Raw genomic sequence first — 17,276 nt, 5'->3', positions numbered from 1 at the left:
CCAGCTGTTCGGGCGGGCGAAATTAAGCGGGAAGTTTGCATGGTTCTCTGGTTTGTGCGAGCAGGACACATCGGGGCTGCGGCCGGTAGCACGGCCGTAATCCCATGACAATGTTTGCCCGCCCGACCACACCGGTCGAGGCGGCCCCCGGCGCACCCGTTGCCAGCGGCGCCGAATCTGCTCCACCCAAACGCCCGCCCGCCTGGTCGTTGGGCAACTGGCCGGTGGGGTGGAAGGTCGTCGCCATCGCGGTGGTGCCGCTGCTGCTGGCGATGGTGTTGGGTGGATTGCGGATCCATGGCGGGATGGCCAACTCCAGCGGTCTGCGGCTGGCGGATGCTCGTGCCGACGTCATACCGGCCATCACCAAGTACATGTCGGCACTCGATGTCGCGTTGCTGGCCAGTTCCACCGGACGCGATGTCGAGGGACCCAAGAAGAACTTCGCGGCCCGCAAAAACGAGCTACAGACCAGGTTGGCGAACACCAACGTGCTCAGCGACGTTCGCTCCGGGGTCAACTCCGTGCTGAACGGCGGGCAGGCGCTGCTGGACCAGACGCTGGCCAACACCAGCAGTTTGCGCGATCGCGTCACGGCCTATGTGCCGCTGCTGCTGACGGCAGAGGACGCCATCAACGCCTCGGTACGCGTCGACAACGAGCAGATCCGGGCCGAAGTTCAGGGTTTGAGCAGGGCCGTCGGCGCCCGCGGGCAGATGACCCTGCAAGAAATCCTGGTGACTCGCGGCGCTGAAGCTCCCGAGGCGCAGTTGCGCAACTCGATGATCACCCTCGCCGGCACCGAACCTTCGACGCTGTTCGGAATGACCGAGGTGCTCGGCGTCGGTTCACCGGACGCCAAGACCCTGCACCAGCAGATGGTGACCCGGATGGCGATCATCTCAGATCCGGACAGCGTGCTGGCGGGTAACCCCCAGCTGCTGCAGTCGATCCAGATAACCCGCGGGATCGCCGAGCAGGTCATCAACGACGCCACCGAGTCGGTCACCAAGGCGGTGCAGGCCAGGGCCAGCGCTCGGCGTGACGCCGCGATTCGCGACACCGTGTTGGTGTTGGGCGCCATCCTGGTCGCGGTGGTCGTGGTCCTCCTGGTGGCGCGTGCGTTGGTCCGGCCGCTGCGCCAGCTGCGCGACGGTGCGTTGAAGGTCGCTCACACCGACCTCGAGGGTGAGATCGCGAAGGTGCGGGAGGGCGCCGAGCCGATTCCGGAGCCACTGCCGGTCTACACCACCGAGGAGATCGGTCAGGTCGCGCACGCGGTCGATGAGCTGCACGCCCAGGTCTTGGTGCTGGCGGGGGACGAGGCGCGACTGCGATCGCTAGTCAACGACATGTTCGAGACCATGTCGCGGCGCAGCCGGTCCCTGGTGGATCAGCAGTTGTCGCTCATCGACGGGCTGGAGCGCAACGAGGAGGATCCCGACCGCCTCGACACCCTGTTCCGGCTGGATCACCTGGCCGCTCGGCTGCGTCGCAACAGTGCGAACCTGCTGGTGCTGGCGGGTGCGCAGATTTCGCGTGACCACCGTGAGCCGGTGCCGCTGTTGACAGTGATCAGCGCCGCCGTCTCCGAGGTCGAGGACTACCGGCGCGTCGAAACCGGGGGAGTGGCCGACTGCACGGTGATCGGTGCTGCGGCGGGTGCCGTGATTCATCTTCTCGCCGAGTTGATCGACAACGCGCTGAACTATTCGCCGCCGACCGCGCCGGTTCGAGTATCGGCGGTGCGTGGCAGTGAGGGAGGGGTCCTGCTGCGGATCGCGGACTCCGGGCTGGGCATGACCGAGTCGGATCGGCGCATGGCCAACATGCGACTGCACTCCGGTGGCGAGGTGACTCCCGCCAACGCTCGACACATGGGCCTTTTTGTGGTGGGCCGGTTGGCTGCGCGGCACGGGATTCGGGTGGGGTTGCGCGGCCCGTCAACCGGGGAGGCCGGCGGCGGCACCACTGCCGAGGTCTACCTGCCGCGGACCGTCTTGGTGGACGGCCAGCGGCCGGGATCCGCGGCCGGTCAGCCGCCGCAGCGGAGCGCGTTTGTGGTCAGACCTCAGAGTTCGGAGCCTGCCCCCGCGCCGGATGCCGCCGGGTCCGCGCCCACCGGCGACAGCACCGCCGTCCCACCGCTTCCCCCGGTCAGTTTGCTGCCGCGGCGCAATCCCGGATCTAGTGGCATTGCCGACGTCCCCGGCCAGCAGCCCGAACAACAGCAGCCGCCACGGCGCCGCCGTGAGCTGAAGACACCCTGGTGGGAAACCGCGCAACCCGCGGGGCGACCGGAACAAGCGGCGCCGCAACAATCCGACGCCGCCGCATTTTTTGCCAGGCGATCGCCGGCCGCCGGCGCGGGGCCCGATGAACCGGCACCTTCGGTCAAACCCGGGCCGCCGTCGGCACCGGCCGACCCCGTCCGGGACGACTCGATCTACCAAAAAATGTTGTCCGAGATGACCAGTGATCCGCATGAGCTGGCCAATAGCGCCGACCTGGATTGGCGGTCGGTATGGGACCGCGGCTGGTCGGCGGCCGCCGAGGCCCAGGAAACACCGGTGCAGTCCCGGACGGATCACGGCCTGCCGGTGCGTACCCCGGGTGCTCGGCTGGTGCCGGGTGCCGCCGACTCCGACGAGCCCACTCAGGACGAGGCGGATCGGCCGCCGGCGTCCGACCGCGGACTACCACCCGATCAGCCCGCCCAGCACACGGCCGCCATGCGTGACCCCAATGCGGTTCGGGCATCCATGAGCAGTCATTTCGGCGGTGTGCACACTGGACGGGCACATGCCCATAGAGCCAGTCAGGAACCGGATCAACAATGAACACCCGTTTGTCGGACAGCCCGCTGGATTGGCTGGTGTCCAAGTTCGCCCGTGAGGTTCCCGGGGTGGCACACGCCTTGTTGGTGTCGGTCGACGGTCTTCCCGTCGCCGCCAGCGAGTACTTGCCGCGCGCGCGCCGACCAGCTGGCCGCGGTGGCTTCCGGGCTGTCCAGCCTGGCCAGCGGCGCCGCCCAGCTGTTCGAGGGCGGACAGGTGCTGCAATCGGTGGTCGAGATGCAGAACGGCTTTCTGTTGCTGATGCGCGTCGGTGACGGCTCGCATCTGGCGGCGCTGGCGGTGACCGGATGCGACATCGGCCAGATCGGATACGAAATGGCGCTGCTGGCCGAGCGGGTCGGCAGCGTCGTGCAGTCCTCCCGCCGCGCGAGGCCCGCGCCGCAATGGACAGACGCGACCCGCCGCTAGCCGCGCCGGAAGCCGCGCGGGAGGCCAGCCTGGTCCGCCCGTACGCGCTGACGGCCGGCCGTACCGGAACCGACATCGACCTTCCGTTGGAAGCGCCGGTGCAGACATCGCGCGCGGGTCTGGCGGCCCCGGTGGCAACCCAGCGACGTGCGGGGCAGGATTGTCCAGTTGTGCCTCACCAGTCCTTCGGTGGCGGAAATCTCCGCCCGTCTGGATCTGCCAGTGGGTGTCGCGCGAGTCTTGGTGGGTGATTTGGTCACCTCCGATTACCTTCGGGTGCATGCGACCTTGACCGAGCGTTCGACCCGCGATGAGCGCCACGAACTCATAGGAAGGACCCTGCGTGGCCTTAAAGCACTCTGAGGCGCACTCTGCGGCGCGCGGCACCGCATCGACGAAGATCGTCGTTGCGGGCGGATTCGGGTCCGGCAAGACCACGTTCGTCGGCGCGGTTTCGGAGATCATGCCGCTGCGCACCGAGGCGATGGTTACCGATGCGTCGGTCGGTGTCGACATGCTCGAGGCCACCCCGGACAAACGGACCACGACAGTCGCCATGGACTTCGGCCGCATCACCCTGGGCGAGGACCTGGTGCTCTACCTGTTCGGGACCCCGGGCCAGCGCCGGTTCTGGTTCATGTGGGACGACCTGGTGCGCGGCGCTATCGGCGCGATTGTCCTGGTCGACTGTCGTCGGCTGCAGGACAGCTTCGCCGCAGTGGACTTCTCCGAGCACCGCAACCTGCCATTCCTGATTGCGATCAACGAATTCGACGGTGCGCAAAAGTATCCCGTTGCCGAGGTGCGCAAAGCGCTGATGTTGCGGGCCGAGGTACCGGTGATCACCGTCGACGCCTGCGACCGCAGGTCAGCCACCGACGCGCTGATCGCGCTGAGCGAATACGCATTGGCCAGCCTGACAGCAGCAGGCGGCCAGCGTCCTTGAAACCGCAAGTGGAGCATTGGGTCGACTGCGAATTCACCGGCCGGGACTTTCGCGACGAGGATCTGAGCCGGCTGCGCACCGAACGAGTTGTGTTCAGCGAATGCAACTTCGGCGGAGTCAATCTCACCGAATCCGAACACCGAGGGTCAGCGTTTCGCAACTGCAGCTTTGAGCGCACCACGCTGTGGCACAGCACATTTGCCCAATGCAGCATGCTGGGCTCGGTGTTCGTCAGCTGCCGGATGCGGCCGTTGGTTCTCGACGAGGTCGACTTCACCCTGGCGGTGCTCGGCGGTAACGACCTGCGGGACGTCGATTTGAGTGGCTGCCGGTTGCGCGAGGCCAGCCTGGTCGAGACCGACTTGCGCAAGAGTGTGCTGCGCGGCGCCGACCTACGTGGGGCACGCACCAACGGCACCAAGCTTGACGACGCGGATCTGCGCGGTGCGAACCTGGACCCGTCGTTGTGGCGAAGCGCCTCGTTGGCGGGTGCGCGTATCGACGTGCCGCAAGCGTTGTCCTTCGCCTTGGCGCACGGCCTTCGCCTGGCCTCGTGACCTCACGGGACGGCCCGGGGCCGTCCTTGGGGCGAGCGCACGAAACGCCAATGGGTGCGAGTCGCCACTGCCGGACACCGGTTCATCTCAATTTTGAGACGTGCTCCGGCCGCCCGGATGTGAAACATGGTTGTCCGCAGCGAAAGTCTGACCATTACGAGGACGCGGAGACCGTGGCGCAACGTGCGGGATCTTCAAGTTCTTTCACATCGCTTGACAGTGTCAATCCTGGTGCGGTTAATTCCATACGCATGGGGATTGGGGTCGTTGCAGGTTTGTTCGGGAGCTGCTGGAATGCATTCTCCCGTAGTGCCTTTGGGCTTTACCACCGGGTGTTGGCGTGGGCGATTCACGATGGCGGTTTCGCCCCGGCGTGGATACGGGGCCCCGCGCACCACTGATCCGAATCGCGGCACCCGCAATTCGACTCAACGGGGCGTGCTGATGTGTTGCCCACCCTACGGGCACTGCCCGCTCGCCTGGCCTAGCCGGAAACGCCGCCAGACATTTCGCCGAAATCGGTTGTCGCCCAGACCCGATCGGCTCCGGCGCGGTGGTTCGGAAATCTCGTGATCTCGAGCGTAGAGCCGCTCGAAGGTAGTGCTGGCGGCGCCACACTCCAACCGCAGAGAAATGAGCAGATATGTCGAGACCGACAGCCAAAGATCGGACGGCCGCCGAGGCCGTCATGTGCGCCATACAGGCCAACCCGGCCACCGACGCGGTGCGCTTTTTGCCCCGAGGCGAGGGGCCCGGCACGGTGATCGGCTAGGAAGGGCTGCACGCGCGCGCCGCCCATCTGGCGGCGGTGCTGCAGGCGCGGGGGGCGCAAGGCGAGCGGGTGATCCTGGCCAGTCGCGACAACATCGAGATGACAGTGGGGCTGGTCGCCTGCCTGTACAGCGGCGCGGTAGCGGTGCCGGTGCCGGTTCCGAATATGAACAAGTCGGGGCCGGCATTGCTGCGACTGCAGGCCATTGCGCGAGATGCGCAGGCGCGCGTCTTCTTGACCGACCTGCCGTCGGTGGACTCTCAATAAAACGTGCGCACTCTGCCCGACGGGCTTTCGGAGCTGACCTGGCTGAACACCGACGACGCCAGCGCCGACCGGGCCGACTGGCAACCCCCGCGGTATGCGCCCGAGAGCGCGGCGCTGCTGCAGTACACCTCTGGCTCGACCGGGCAGCCCAAAGGGGTGATGCTCACCCAGGCCAACTTGCTGTCCAATGCCCACCAGATCGAGCGGCATTGGGAACAAGACCAAAATGAGTTGCTTGTCTCCTGGCTCCCTCAGTATCACGACTTTGGGCTGATCTTCATGGCGCTACAAGCGCTCTATCTGGGGGCCACGTTGGTTTCGATGCCCCCCTCCGCCTTTGTGCAGGACCCGCTGCGTTGGCTTCGCTGCCTCACCCAGTACCGCGGTACCAACAGCGGCGCGCCCAACTTCGCCTTCGATCTCTGCGTGGAGCAAAGCACGCCGGCTCAGCGCGAGGGGCTGGACCTGCGTAACGTCAAGGCGTTGAACTGCGGCGCTGAGCCGGTGCGGGCGGAGACGATGCGCCGTTTCCTGGCCGCGTTTGCCCCGTTCGGGCTGCGGCCGGATGCCCTTCGGCCCGGTTACGGTCTGGCCGAAGCCACGGTGTTCGTGACCGGCTGGCGCGGGCCCGCAGTCAAGACATTGACGCTGGACCAGCGCCAGCTCAACGAGGGCCGGGTCGTGGAATGTGACGTTGCCGCAACGCCTTTGACGGAGGTCGTTTGCTGCGGTCCGGCGGGCCCCGAAGTGGAGCTGGCCATTGTCTCGACGCAGACCCAACCGCCATGCGCTGCCGACGAAGTGGGCGAGATCTGGGTGCGGGGGCCCAATATCAGCCGGGGCTACTTCAACGGTGCCGGCGCAAGCCAAGACTGCTTCGGCAACGTCGCGGGCCAAGGACAGTACTTGCGTACGGGCGACCTGGGTTTTGTGCAAGATGGCGACCTGTACGTGACGGGTCGGCTGAAGGACCTGGTGATCGTGCGCGGAGTCAACCACTACCCGCAAGACATCGAATTCTCGGTCGAGCAATCCCACCCCGCGATCCGGCCCGGATACTGCGCCGCCTTCACGCTGGAGGTCGATGGTGAAGAGCGACTGGGCGTCGCCGCGGAAATCGCGGCAGACGATCCGGCGCAAGACACCCTGGAAAGTGCGATGGACTCGATTCTTCAGGCCATTATCAGCCACCACGAGGTGGTGCCCTACCGGCTGGTTCTCTTGGCCCGCGGCGCCATTCCCAAGACCTCCAGTGGCAAGATCCAGCGGCAACTGTGCAAACAGCTGCTGTTGATCGATCAGCTGCCGATTCTCGGCGACCGTGTCAGTACCGCGACGATATCGCCGACGCCGCAGCAACCTGATGGTGGCGCGCGATCGCCAAAGTATCGCGCGATGGAGCAGTACCTCCTCGAGCTGTTGAATCTGAGTCCCGAAGAACTGGAGAGCGGCAACAATCTAGCCGCCTATCAGGGCTCAGGCGTTGTTGATTAGCAGGCTTGTGAGCTGGGTTGATGATCTTTGGTGCCGCGCTATTGGGGCCGGAGTGTAGGCACGGGCTATCTGGAGAACGATCGAGTTGGTTACTGTTCGTCGTTGGTCTGGAGTTGCCCGTGCCTACCGTTTCAGTATTGCCTGTGTCGTCGGTTCCAGAGGTGTTCGACCGCTGGAGTCCTGGTGAGCGCAGCGGGCTCATCGGATCGGAGTTTCTCGATGTGTTGGCCTCGGTGCCAGACCCGAGGGACCCACGCGGTCGGAGGTATTCGCTGATGGCTTTGTTGGCGATCGCGGTTCTGGCCACTGCCGCGGGGATGCGCGGCTATGCTGGTTTTGCCACATGGGCGGCCACCGCTCCCGATGATGTGTTGGCCCAATTAGGGGTCCGGTTCCGGCGGCCCAGTGAGAAGACCTTCCGCGCTGTTTTGTCTCGGCTAGACCCCGCCGACCTCAACGCCAGGATGGGCAGTTACTTCACTGCACACGTGGCCAGCAGCGACCCCAGCGGATTGGTGCCGATCGCGTTGGACGGCAAGATGCTGCGTGGTGCTTTACGCGCCAAAGCGACAGCCACGCATCTCGTGTCGGTGTTCGCCCACCGTGCCCGATTGGTGCTCGGTCAACTCGCTGTCGCCGAGAAAAGCAATGAAATTCCCTGCGTACGTGCCCTGCTCACGCTGCTGCCGGGTAGCTTGCGGTGGCTGGTCACCGTGGATGCGATGCATACCCAGGTCGTCACCGCGAAGTTGATCTGCGCCACCTTGAAGTCGCACTACCTGATGATCGTCAAGTCCAACCAAGCCAAAATACTTGTGCGTATCACCGCGCTGCCCTGGGCCGAGGTGCCCGCAGCCGCTACCGACGACTCCCGCGGCCACGGCCGTGTCGAGACCCGCACCCTGCAAATCATCACCGCTGCACGAGGAATCGGCTTCCCCTACGCAAAACAAATCATCCGGATCACTCGTGAACGCTTGATCACCGCCACCGACCAGCGCAGCGTGGAGGTGGTCTATGCCATCTGCAGCCTGCCGTTCGAGCACGCCCGCCCTACCGCGATCATGACCTGGATGCGTCAACACTGGGGAATCGAGAACAGCCTGCACTGGATACGCGACGTCACCTTCGACGAAGACCGTCAAAGGGCACATACCGGAAACGGCGCACAGGTCCTAGCAACGCTACGCAACACCGCGATCAATCTGCACCGCCTCAACGGCGCCGACAACATCACCGAAGCCTGCCGGATCACCGCTTTGACCGCCAACCGCCGCCTAGACCTCCTCAATCCACAATTCCCCAGCTCACAAGCCTGCTACTCAACAACGCCGGAGCCCTGTCCTGAACCCTAAGTTGAGCAGCTATGAATACAATGAATGAATTGACAACATTCAACGAAAAAATCATCATGTGGCGAATTAATTAGACTGAAAAACTTTGGTCATATGAATTTTCCGTTAATGGCAGTGCGGACGTCTTGATTGTGGATAAGCTGCAGCAGTCCGGGCCATCAAGACACTCGGGGGCTGGCTCGAACAGACAAACGTTTGCGGAGGTGTTGGATGTCTTTCGTATTCGCAGTGCCAGAAACTATGGCGGCGGTGACCTCGGAATTGGCGACCATTGGGTCAAACCTCGAGATGGCCAACGCGGCGGCGGCCCTGCCCACGACCGGCCTGCTGGCAGCCGGCGCCGACGAAGTGTCAGCCGCCATCGCGGCGCTGTTCGACGAGCATGCCCTGGGGTATCAGACAATCAGCGCGCAGGCTTCGGCCTTCCATGCCCGGTTCATGTCGGCGCTCAACACCGGGGCCGGGGCGTATGCGGCCGCCGAGGCCGCCAATTCATCTCCATTGCAGGCCCTACAAGACCTGACGCTCAACGCGATCAATGCGCCCGCGCAGTCGCTGTTCGGCCGGCCGCTGATCGGTGACGGCGCCAACGCCACGACGCCGGGCGGTAACGGTGGTGCCGACGGAATCCTGTGGGGTAACGGCGGGGCCGGCGCGACCGCGGCCGCCGGGCAGACCGGCGGCAATGGCGGCGCCGCCGGGTTCATCGGCAACGGTGGGGCCGGTGGGGCCGGCGGCGCGGGTGCCACCGGCGGCGTCGGCGGAGACGGCGGGATGCTGTTCGGCAATGGTGGTGCGGGCGGAAACGGCGGGACCGCGATGGTGGTCGGCGGCACCGGCGGCAACGGCGGGGCGGGCGGCAGCGCCGGACTGTTCGGCGCCGGTGGCGCCGGCGGGCAGGGCGGACAGGGTGCACAAGGTCCCGACGCCGTCAATCCCGGCCCGGTATCCCCGACCGGTCAGGCAACCTCGGGCACGGGCGGCGAGGTAGGAGAAAACGGCGGTCCGGGTGATTCAAGCACCGTGACCGGGGTAGAGGGCGGCGACGGCGGCTCCGGCGGCCAGGGCAGCCCCGGCACATCGACGGCATCGGGAGGTACCGGCGGCGACGGTGGCCTCGCCGGAGACGGCGGCCCCGGCGCGCTCGGCGGCACCGGCGGCGGTGGCGGCAATGGCGGCGCCGGTGCCAACAACTTTTCGGGTGGGTCCGCAACATCGGGGGGCGCCGGCGGTGACGGCAATAACGGTGGCGCCGGCGGCGACGGCGCGGCCGGCGGCGACGGCGGCAACGGCGGCAACGGCGGTAACGGCGGCACCACCACGTCCAAGATCTCCAACGCCGGCTCGGGCGCCAACGGCGGCGACGGCGGCGACGGCGGTGGGCGGTACCGGCAGCAACGGCGGCAAAGGCGGCGACAGCGGTAGTGGTGGCTTCTTCACTCCCAGCCCCGGCACTGGCGGTGCCGGCGGCGACGGTGGCCATGGCGGTTCCGGCAGCAACGGGCAAGCGGGCGGTAGCGGTGGCCAGGGCGGAGCCGGCGGGAACGGCGGACTGCTGGCCGGCGATGGCGGCGCCGGCGGCGCCGGCGGCCTGGGCGGCCAAGGCGGAGCGGCCGCAGCTGGTGCCAATGGCGGCGTAGCGGGCAACGGCGGCAACGGCGGCCACGGCCCATTCGGCGAGAAGATTCCCGCGGGAGGTAGCGGCGGCGATGGCGGCACCGGGGGCATCGGCGGTGACGGCGGGCTGGGTGGTGACGGTGGCGCCGGCGGACAGGGCGGTGCAGGCGGCCGCGCCGGTCTGCTGGCCGGTCTTGGCTGCGCCGGCGGCGACGGCGGCCTCGGTGGGACCGGCGGGGTGGGCGGCGACGGCGCACAAGGCGGTCTCGGCGGCAACGGCGGCGTGCGCAACAGCGACAACCTGTCCTACGACGGCATTATTGGCAACGGCGGAACCGGCGGCAACGGCGGAGTCGGCGGCCACGGTGGCGATGGCGGCGCCGGCGGCGAGGGCGGTTCGGGCAGCCTGCTAGGCGCCGCCGGTAGCGCTGGCAGCAACGCCGCCGGGGGCTCCGGCGGAACTGGTGGCCTGCGCGGGCAGGGGGGTGACCCCGGATCGAGCGGGCGTGCGGGCACCGGAAGTGCGGGCGCCGACGGCATGAACGGGACCGACGGGGACCCCGGTGATCCCCGCGGCATGGCCTGATACCTGCCGAGCGCGCACCCCGCATAGTGGTTGATCAGGGTGCCGATGCCCGCAGTCGCGGGCTCGGGACCGCTGGGCGCCCGAACCAGGCGGTAAGCGCATCGAAGAGTCCACGGTCGGTGAGGTCATCTCCTACCCAGGCGACATACCCGTCGGGTCGAATCAACACCGCATCCGGAGCAGCGATCGCGCCTAGTACCGGAAGCTCCCAGACACCAGCATATTTCGCGTCAATCGGCAGGACTCGATGCTGCCATCCCGCGATGTCGAAGCGGCCGGGCTCAGCGAGGTTGAGCAGCACCGGCCGGGCCGCATGCAGGTAGGTGAAGACCCGCCGCGGGCCATCGGAGGTAGCCAGGTCCAGATCGGGCATGCGGCGACCGAGTAGCGGGTGTCCCCCACCGAGGTCATAACGAATGTCTAGCCCGGACATCATCGCGGCAAACCTTTTTCGCGGCTCCTCCATCATGAGGAGCTCGGAAATGGTGTCGCTCAACGCTTTTTTGCGGTCGTCCATACGACGCAGCGCGACTTGGGCCATCGCGGTGCGTAGCACGCGGGCGACGATCGGATGGCGTTCGGCATGGTAGGTGTCGAGAAGGCTTTCCGGCGACCTGCGATTGACCACTTGGGCCAGCTTCCATCCCAAATTCACCGCATCCTCGACGCCCGTGTTGAGGCCCTGCCCGCCGACTGGATCATGCACGTGTGCGGCATCGCCGGCGATCAGGACGCGTCCCTGTCGGTACGTCGCGGCCTGCCGCGTCAGATCGGTGAATCTGGAAATCCAAGTGGGACTGTGAATCCCGTAGTCGGTACCGTACACGGCGGTGAGCGCCGCGCTGAGATCGCCCAGGCTGGGTTCCCCGCCGGCATCGAGCTGCCGCTCGGTCACCACCACCCGTAGCGGACCACCGTCCGGCAACCTGGTGAAGCCGTGGACGCCGAGGGCGTCGTGGCGGACCTGGCCGAGGTTCGGGCCCGATTCGGACCCGACTGCCACCTCGACTTCGGCGATCAGCGCGCTCGTTGTCGGATCCCAGCCAGGGAAGTCGATACCAACCGCCCTGCGGACCAGGCTACGTCCTCCGTCGCACCCACGACGTATTCCGCACGCAATGGCGGGCCATCAGACAGCGTGATGTCGACTCCGTTGTCGTCCTGGGTGATATCAGTGACTTCACATCCGCGATAAATCCGAACCCGCAGCTCGGCAACCCATTCGGCGAGGATCCGCTCAATGCGGTTTTGCCACAACGCCAGGCCATAGTTGTGTCGGGTGGGAAAGTCGCTGATGTCCAACGGGATTGCGGCAAATCGGGCGACCTGCGTGGCAGTACCTTGCGCGAGGAACCGGTCGGCGATGCCGCGCTGATCAAGAAGCTCGATGGTGCGTGAATGCAGGCCGCCGGCACGCGAGCCAACCAGATCCTGGCTGACCCGTCGCTCGACGACGGCAACGTCAACCCCTGCCAACGCCAACTCACCTGCCAACATCAGCCCTGTCGGTCCTGCACCGACAACCACCACCGCATGGTCAGCCATCGGTTCGAGCCCGTTTCGCGATCGATCCGGCGACGACGGCTTTGGCATTTCGCAACCCCCAATTCCCACAGATCCCGTTCTTGGCCAGCGATTTTGCGCCCCACCCCCGGTCTTGCCGCAAGCCCCCCAGTGCCCTATAAATTGAGAGTGGGGGGCAACTAGGGCTTGCCACTTTCCCTTGCCGTCAGTCGCGTCCAGCGGGTCATCGGGTAGCGGTGCCAACAAATGGGCGGGCCCGGGAGCGTCTCCACGGCCGGCGGCCGCCACGATGCGTGCCGATTGCCAGTGACCCGCACACACCGCTGGCTAGGGTAGGCTCTCCTGGAGCCGCGCCAGGATCTTGAATCGAGGAGCTTCGCCGGTACCTGGCGGGTCTATCAGCAGCAAGCGTTGGACGCGTTTGACGCTGACGTCGCCAGCGGGGACAACCGGTGCTATCTGGTCCTGCCGCCAGGTGCTGGGAAGACAATGATCGGACTGGAAGCGGCGCGCCGGCTGGGCCGGCGCACCCTGGTGTTGGTGCCCAACACGGCGGTACAGGCACAGTGGGCCGCCACCTGGGATGGACGCTTTCCCTCGACGGACCCGTCCGCGGCCAGGTGTGGAACCGAGCGCGACCTGGCGTCGGCGATGAACGTGCTGACCTACCAGTCCCTTGCGGTCATCGACGACGAAACGGATTCGGCCGTCCGGCGAGAAGTGCTGCGTAGCCGTGACCAGCAGGCCTTATTGGAGCTGTTGCACCCGAACGGCAGGGCGTTGATCGAGCGGGCGGCAACGTTGGGCCCTTGGACGCTGGTGCTCGACGAATGCCATCACCTGCTGGCCACTTGGGGTGCGCTTGTCGCCGCGCTCGGGTCGGTCCTGGGCCCGCAAACCGCACTGATCGGGCTCACCGCAACCCCGGTAACAGAACTCACCGCCTGGCAGCACACCTTGCATGACGAGTTATTCGGCGCCGCCGACTTCGCGGTTCCAACACCCGCTCTGGTCAAGGAGGGCGACCTCGCGCCCTATCAGGAGCTGATCTATCTCACCGAACCGACGCCGGAGGAACAGGCCTGGGTGGCAACCCATCGGGCTCGCTTCGCCGAGCTCATGCTGGCACTCATCGACCAACAGGTGGGCAGCATGTCGCTGGCCTCCTGGCTGCGTACCCGGATCGTGGACAGATCAACACGTGACGGCAATCAGATCGCCTGGTCGACGTTCGAACGCGCCGAGCCCGATCTCGCCTGCAGCGGTCTGCGCTTCGCCTACGACGGTCTGATTCCCTTGCCCGACGGTGCCCGCCTGCGCGAACAACACCGGGTTCCCCCCGATGCCCAAGATTGGGTCAATGTCTTGACCGACTTCAGCGTCGGGCACCTGCAGCAAAGCGACGATCCACGCGACGCGCAGGCACTTGCCGCGATCAAGCGGGTGCTACCCAGCTTGGGCTACCGGCTGACCAGTCGCGGCGTACGAGTGGCCACCTCCCCGGTAGATCGGGTGTGCGCACTGTCGGAGTCGAAGATCGCCGCCACCACACACATCCTCGACACCGAAGACGCCGTCCCGGGATCGGGACTGCGGGCGCTGGTGTTGTGCGACTTCGAATCGATGTCAGGCACCCTCCCGACGTCGCTGAAGGGTGCGCCGCTGAGCAACCAGTCGGGTTCGGCCCAGCTGGTCACCGCCATGCTCGCGGCGTCCGACAGCCGGCGGAACAGCCCCCTCAACGCGCTTTTGGTGACCGGCCAAACCTTCGCCTGCCCGGCCGCGATCGCAACACAGCTGGTCGACTTCTGCGCCGAGCGCGGCCTGCTCGTGACCGCCGAGCCACTCGACACCCAACCCGCCCTGCGGACGCTGCGCGGTGGCGGCACCTTCACGCCCCGAACCTGGGTGGCGCTGGCTACCGAATACTTCCTGGCCGGACATTCCCGCGTCATGATCGGCACCCGCGCGCTGCTCGGAGAGGGATGGGATTGCGCGGCGGTCAACGTCAACATCGACCTGACGAGTGCAACCACCCAAGCTGCGATCACGCAGATGCGGGGCCGGGCAATTCGCAAGGACCCCAACGACGCTCAGAAAGTCGCCAACAACTGGTCGGTCTGCTGCTTCACCACCGAACATCCGCGGGGGGACGCCGACTACCTGCGGCTGGTCCGCAAGCACGACTGGCACTACGCGGCCAGCCCACAGGGGCTCATCGAATCCGGGGTAACGCATTGCGACCCGGCGTTGTCCCCATACAGTCCACCGGCCGCCGATGCCCAGGCCATCACCGCGCGCGCCCTGCAACGCGCCAGCCAACGGTCCGAAGCGAGGACCTGGTGGCGGATCGGCGAGCCCTATGAAGGTATCGATGTCGCGACCATCCGAGTAAGAGCCGCGCACCCGTTTGGCGTCGCCGCACCCCGCATCGCGGCCTCGGCATTGACCCCGCCGGTACCGGGTCACCCCAGTCCGGCGCGGTTTGCCAGGGGTGCGCTTGCCGGCGTCTCGGCCATCGGTGCCAGTGCCGGCGCCGCCGTCACCGCGGTCAACTTCGGTCCGCTGGCGGGGGCCACCACCGCGGGCGGCATCATCGCAGCGGGCGCCGCACTGTTGGCGACGGCCGCCGCCGCCGAAAGTCGCCGCCTCGCCCACGCACCCAACGCTCTCGAACAACTCGCCGCCGCCGTCGCCGATGGGCTCAACGCGGCAGGCGGCGCCGAAAGGGGGTTCGAAGCGCTGCGGATGACTTCGGATCAGGACGGATGGATCCGGTGCGAGCTGGGCGATGTGCCCACCGGGCAGTCTCGCCGGTTTACCGAAGCCCTCGATGAGCTGCTCGCGCCGCTGACCGAACCGCGCTACCTGATCGGGCGCAAGATCCTCACACCGCCGTCCGGGCGTTTCGCCCGGGGAATCTTCGCCGCCCGCGCCGCCATGGGGCTTCCGCTGCCCGGGGCGATCGCCTGGCACGCGGTACCGAGGTGGTTTGCCCGACGCAAAGATCGCAGGCAAAGCCTGGCCCAGTCGTGGCGACGTCACATCGGCCCGCCCCGACAGCTGCCGGCGGATTCACCGGAGGGCCAGGCGATTCTCGATCTGTTCCGCGGCGACAACCCGCTGTCGGTGACCACGCAGCTGCGCACGACCTGGCGGTGAGCCGGCGCCGTTGTCAGATCTTGTCAGATCGAGCGCGCCCGATCACCGTGATTACGGGTGCGGTCACGGCTCGCCCAGCCGCCGTACCGCGGCGGCGATCCGCTCCTTGGTGGCGGTCAACGCCACCCGCACGTGTTGGGCCCCCGCCGGACCGTAGAACTCACCGGGGGCAACCAGAATGCCGCGCTCGGCCAGCCAGGCAACCGTGTCCCGGCATCCTTCGCCGCGCGTCGCCCAGAGGTACAGGCCAGCCTCGGAATGGTCGACGCTGAACCCCGCGGAGGTCAACGCCGGCAGCAGCACCGCACGTCGTTGCGCATATCGCTCCCGCTGCTGCTTTTCGTGATCGTCATCGTCCAGGGCTGCGACCATGGCGGCCTGCACCGGCGTCGGCACCATCATCCCGGCATGTCTGCGCACCGCCAACAGCTCGGCGATCAGTTCCGGATCCCCGGCGACAAAACCCGCGCGGTACCCGGCCAACGACGAACTCTTCGACAGCGAGTGCACTGCCAGCAACCCGGTGTGATCGCCACCGCACACCGCCGGATGCAGCACCGACAGCGGCTGGGCATCCCAGGCCAAGCCCAGATAGCACTCGTCAGAGGCCACGATGACGCCCCGTCCGCGCGCCCACTCGACTACCTTCTGCAGGTGCTCCATGCCCAGCACACGGCCGGTGGGGTTGCTCGGAGAGTTCAAATACAGCAGGGCCGGCGATTGCGGGCCCAACTGAGTCAACGAGTCAGCCCGCTGCACCCGCGCGCCCGCCAGCCGCGCACCCACCTCATAGGTCGGGTACGCCAGCTCCGGAACCACCACCGCATCCGCGGACCCCAGACCCAGCAGTGTCGGCAACCAGGCGATGAACTCCTTGGTGCCGATCACCGGCAGGACCGCCGACTCGGCCAGCTCGGTGATGCCGTACCGGCGAGCCAAGGCGGCCACTGCGGATTCCCTCAGGCCAGCGGTGCCCGCGGTGGCGGGATAGCCCGGCGAGAAGGCGGCGGCCGTCAGCGCTTCTTGGACCAGCGGCGCGACGGGATCCACCGGGGTACCGACGGAGAGGTCGACGATGCCGTCCGGATGCGCCCCGGCCCGCGCTTTCGCCTCGGCCAACGTGTCCCAGGGGAATTCCGGTAGTGACGCTGAAACGCGCAAGCTGCGGCTCCGGGGATCTAGTGGCCCGCTCAGTCTTCTTCGCCCTGCGGCGGCAGATCCTTGACCACCTGGGGGTCGTTCTCGGTCATACCGACCTTGGCGGCGCCGCCGGGAGAGCCAAGTTTTGCGAAGAAATCTGCGTTGATCTGCGTGTACTGGCTCCACTGCTCAGGCACATCGTCTTCGTAGTAGATCGCTTCGACGGGACAGACCGGTTCGCAGGCTCCACAGTCGACGCATTCGTCGGGGTGGATGTAGAGCATCCGGGCACCTTCATAGATGCAGTCGACCGGGCATTCTTCGATGCATGCCTTGTCCTTGATGTCGACGCAAGGCTCGGCGATCGTGTACGTCACGGACGTCTCCTCAACGTGTCCTTTGAGTACTGCTTGATGTGGGCTGTTACTCGCCTGGACCCGGGCTTCTTCCGAGCCACGGTTAGGCCGAGCGTTCGGTTACTGATACTAGACGTTGCATATACAACACAACTAATTGGCACGCTCGTCGGGGTCCGCCGCCTATATGCACCTAGTTGCATAGCACCCCGGGGTGCGATCTATGCTGCGCGG

10 protein-coding genes and 4 pseudogenes are annotated in these 17,276 nt (G+C 66.7%); 11 read left to right on the top strand and 3 right to left on the bottom strand.

The window, feature by feature from the left end; genetic code table 11:
• The first annotated feature begins 104 nt into the window (after positions 1 to 104).
• The 10 genes and pseudogenes from SHTP_RS05980 (at position 105) to SHTP_RS30655 (ending at position 10,860) form a co-directional block, all read left to right on the top strand.
• On the top strand, positions 105 to 2,840 hold the full coding sequence (locus SHTP_RS05980; RefSeq protein ID WP_172900509.1) for an ATP-binding protein: 2,736 nt from the start codon (positions 105 to 107) through the stop codon (positions 2,838 to 2,840).
• Positions 2,837 to 3,266, top strand: a pseudogene (locus SHTP_RS05975) (serine protease inhibitor). The gene SHTP_RS05980 and the pseudogene SHTP_RS05975 overlap by 4 nt, the downstream one beginning before the upstream one ends.
• Positions 3,242 to 3,629: pseudogene (locus tag SHTP_RS05970) on the top strand (DUF742 domain-containing protein). The pseudogenes SHTP_RS05975 and SHTP_RS05970 overlap by 25 nt, the downstream one beginning before the upstream one ends.
• Positions 3,610 to 4,212, top strand: coding sequence for a GTP-binding protein (locus SHTP_RS05965; protein ID WP_096370057.1), 603 nt, complete (start codon positions 3,610 to 3,612; stop codon positions 4,210 to 4,212). Before SHTP_RS05970 ends, SHTP_RS05965 begins: the two are co-directional and overlap by 20 nt.
• An 8-nt stretch (positions 4,213 to 4,220) precedes the next feature.
• On the top strand, positions 4,221 to 4,769 hold the full coding sequence (locus SHTP_RS05960) for a pentapeptide repeat-containing protein (protein WP_096370056.1): 549 nt from the start codon (positions 4,221 to 4,223) through the stop codon (positions 4,767 to 4,769).
• A gap of 808 nt (positions 4,770 to 5,577) precedes the next feature.
• Positions 5,578 to 6,597, top strand: a pseudogene (locus SHTP_RS30310) (AMP-binding protein); the annotation flags it as partial.
• Between the two features lie 12 nt (positions 6,598 to 6,609).
• Positions 6,610 to 7,302: an acyl-CoA synthetase family protein gene (locus tag SHTP_RS30305; RefSeq protein WP_420872949.1), complete on the top strand. Its 693-nt coding sequence runs from the start codon at positions 6,610 to 6,612 to the stop codon at positions 7,300 to 7,302.
• Positions 7,303 to 7,421: 119 nt separating this feature from the next.
• Positions 7,422 to 8,657: an ISAs1-like element IS2404/ISMul1 family transposase gene (locus tag SHTP_RS05950; RefSeq protein WP_420872948.1), complete on the top strand. Its 1,236-nt coding sequence runs from the start codon at positions 7,422 to 7,424 to the stop codon at positions 8,655 to 8,657.
• A gap of 210 nt (positions 8,658 to 8,867) precedes the next feature.
• Positions 8,868 to 10,082 (top strand): PE family protein, encoded by a 1,215-nt coding sequence (locus tag SHTP_RS30660; protein ID WP_420866652.1) that lies wholly within the window; start codon positions 8,868 to 8,870, stop codon positions 10,080 to 10,082.
• On the top strand, positions 10,036 to 10,860 hold the full coding sequence (locus tag SHTP_RS30655; RefSeq protein WP_265338811.1) for a hypothetical protein: 825 nt from the start codon (positions 10,036 to 10,038) through the stop codon (positions 10,858 to 10,860). Before SHTP_RS30660 ends, SHTP_RS30655 begins: the two co-directional genes overlap by 47 nt.
• 34 nt (positions 10,861 to 10,894) lie before the next feature.
• Here the strand turns inward: SHTP_RS30655 and SHTP_RS05940 are convergent.
• Positions 10,895 to 12,405: pseudogene (locus tag SHTP_RS05940) on the bottom strand (FAD-dependent monooxygenase).
• A 321-nt stretch (positions 12,406 to 12,726) separates the two neighbouring features.
• On the opposite strand from SHTP_RS05940, the gene SHTP_RS05935 reads away from it, so the two are divergent.
• Positions 12,727 to 15,546 (top strand): DEAD/DEAH box helicase family protein, encoded by a 2,820-nt coding sequence (locus tag SHTP_RS05935; RefSeq protein ID WP_096370054.1) that lies wholly within the window; start codon positions 12,727 to 12,729, stop codon positions 15,544 to 15,546.
• A gap of 63 nt (positions 15,547 to 15,609) precedes the next feature.
• On the opposite strand, the gene dapC is transcribed toward SHTP_RS05935, so the two are convergent.
• Both dapC and fdxA read right to left on the bottom strand, forming a co-directional pair.
• Positions 15,610 to 16,707: a succinyldiaminopimelate transaminase gene (gene dapC / locus SHTP_RS05930; RefSeq protein ID WP_012395843.1), complete on the bottom strand. Its 1,098-nt coding sequence runs from the start codon at positions 16,705 to 16,707 to the stop codon at positions 15,610 to 15,612.
• A gap of 29 nt (positions 16,708 to 16,736) precedes the next feature.
• Complete coding sequence (gene fdxA, locus SHTP_RS05925) at positions 16,737 to 17,063, bottom strand: ferredoxin (RefSeq protein WP_011739256.1); 327 nt, start codon at positions 17,061 to 17,063, stop codon at positions 16,737 to 16,739.
• Between the last annotated feature and the right edge of the window lie 213 nt (positions 17,064 to 17,276).

The organism is Mycobacterium ulcerans subsp. shinshuense (assembly GCF_002355775.1).
Taxonomy (GTDB): domain Bacteria; phylum Actinomycetota; class Actinomycetes; order Mycobacteriales; family Mycobacteriaceae; genus Mycobacterium; species Mycobacterium marinum.
Note: the sequence above shows the minus strand (reverse complement) of the source record. Positions and strands in the feature narration are given on the sequence as shown.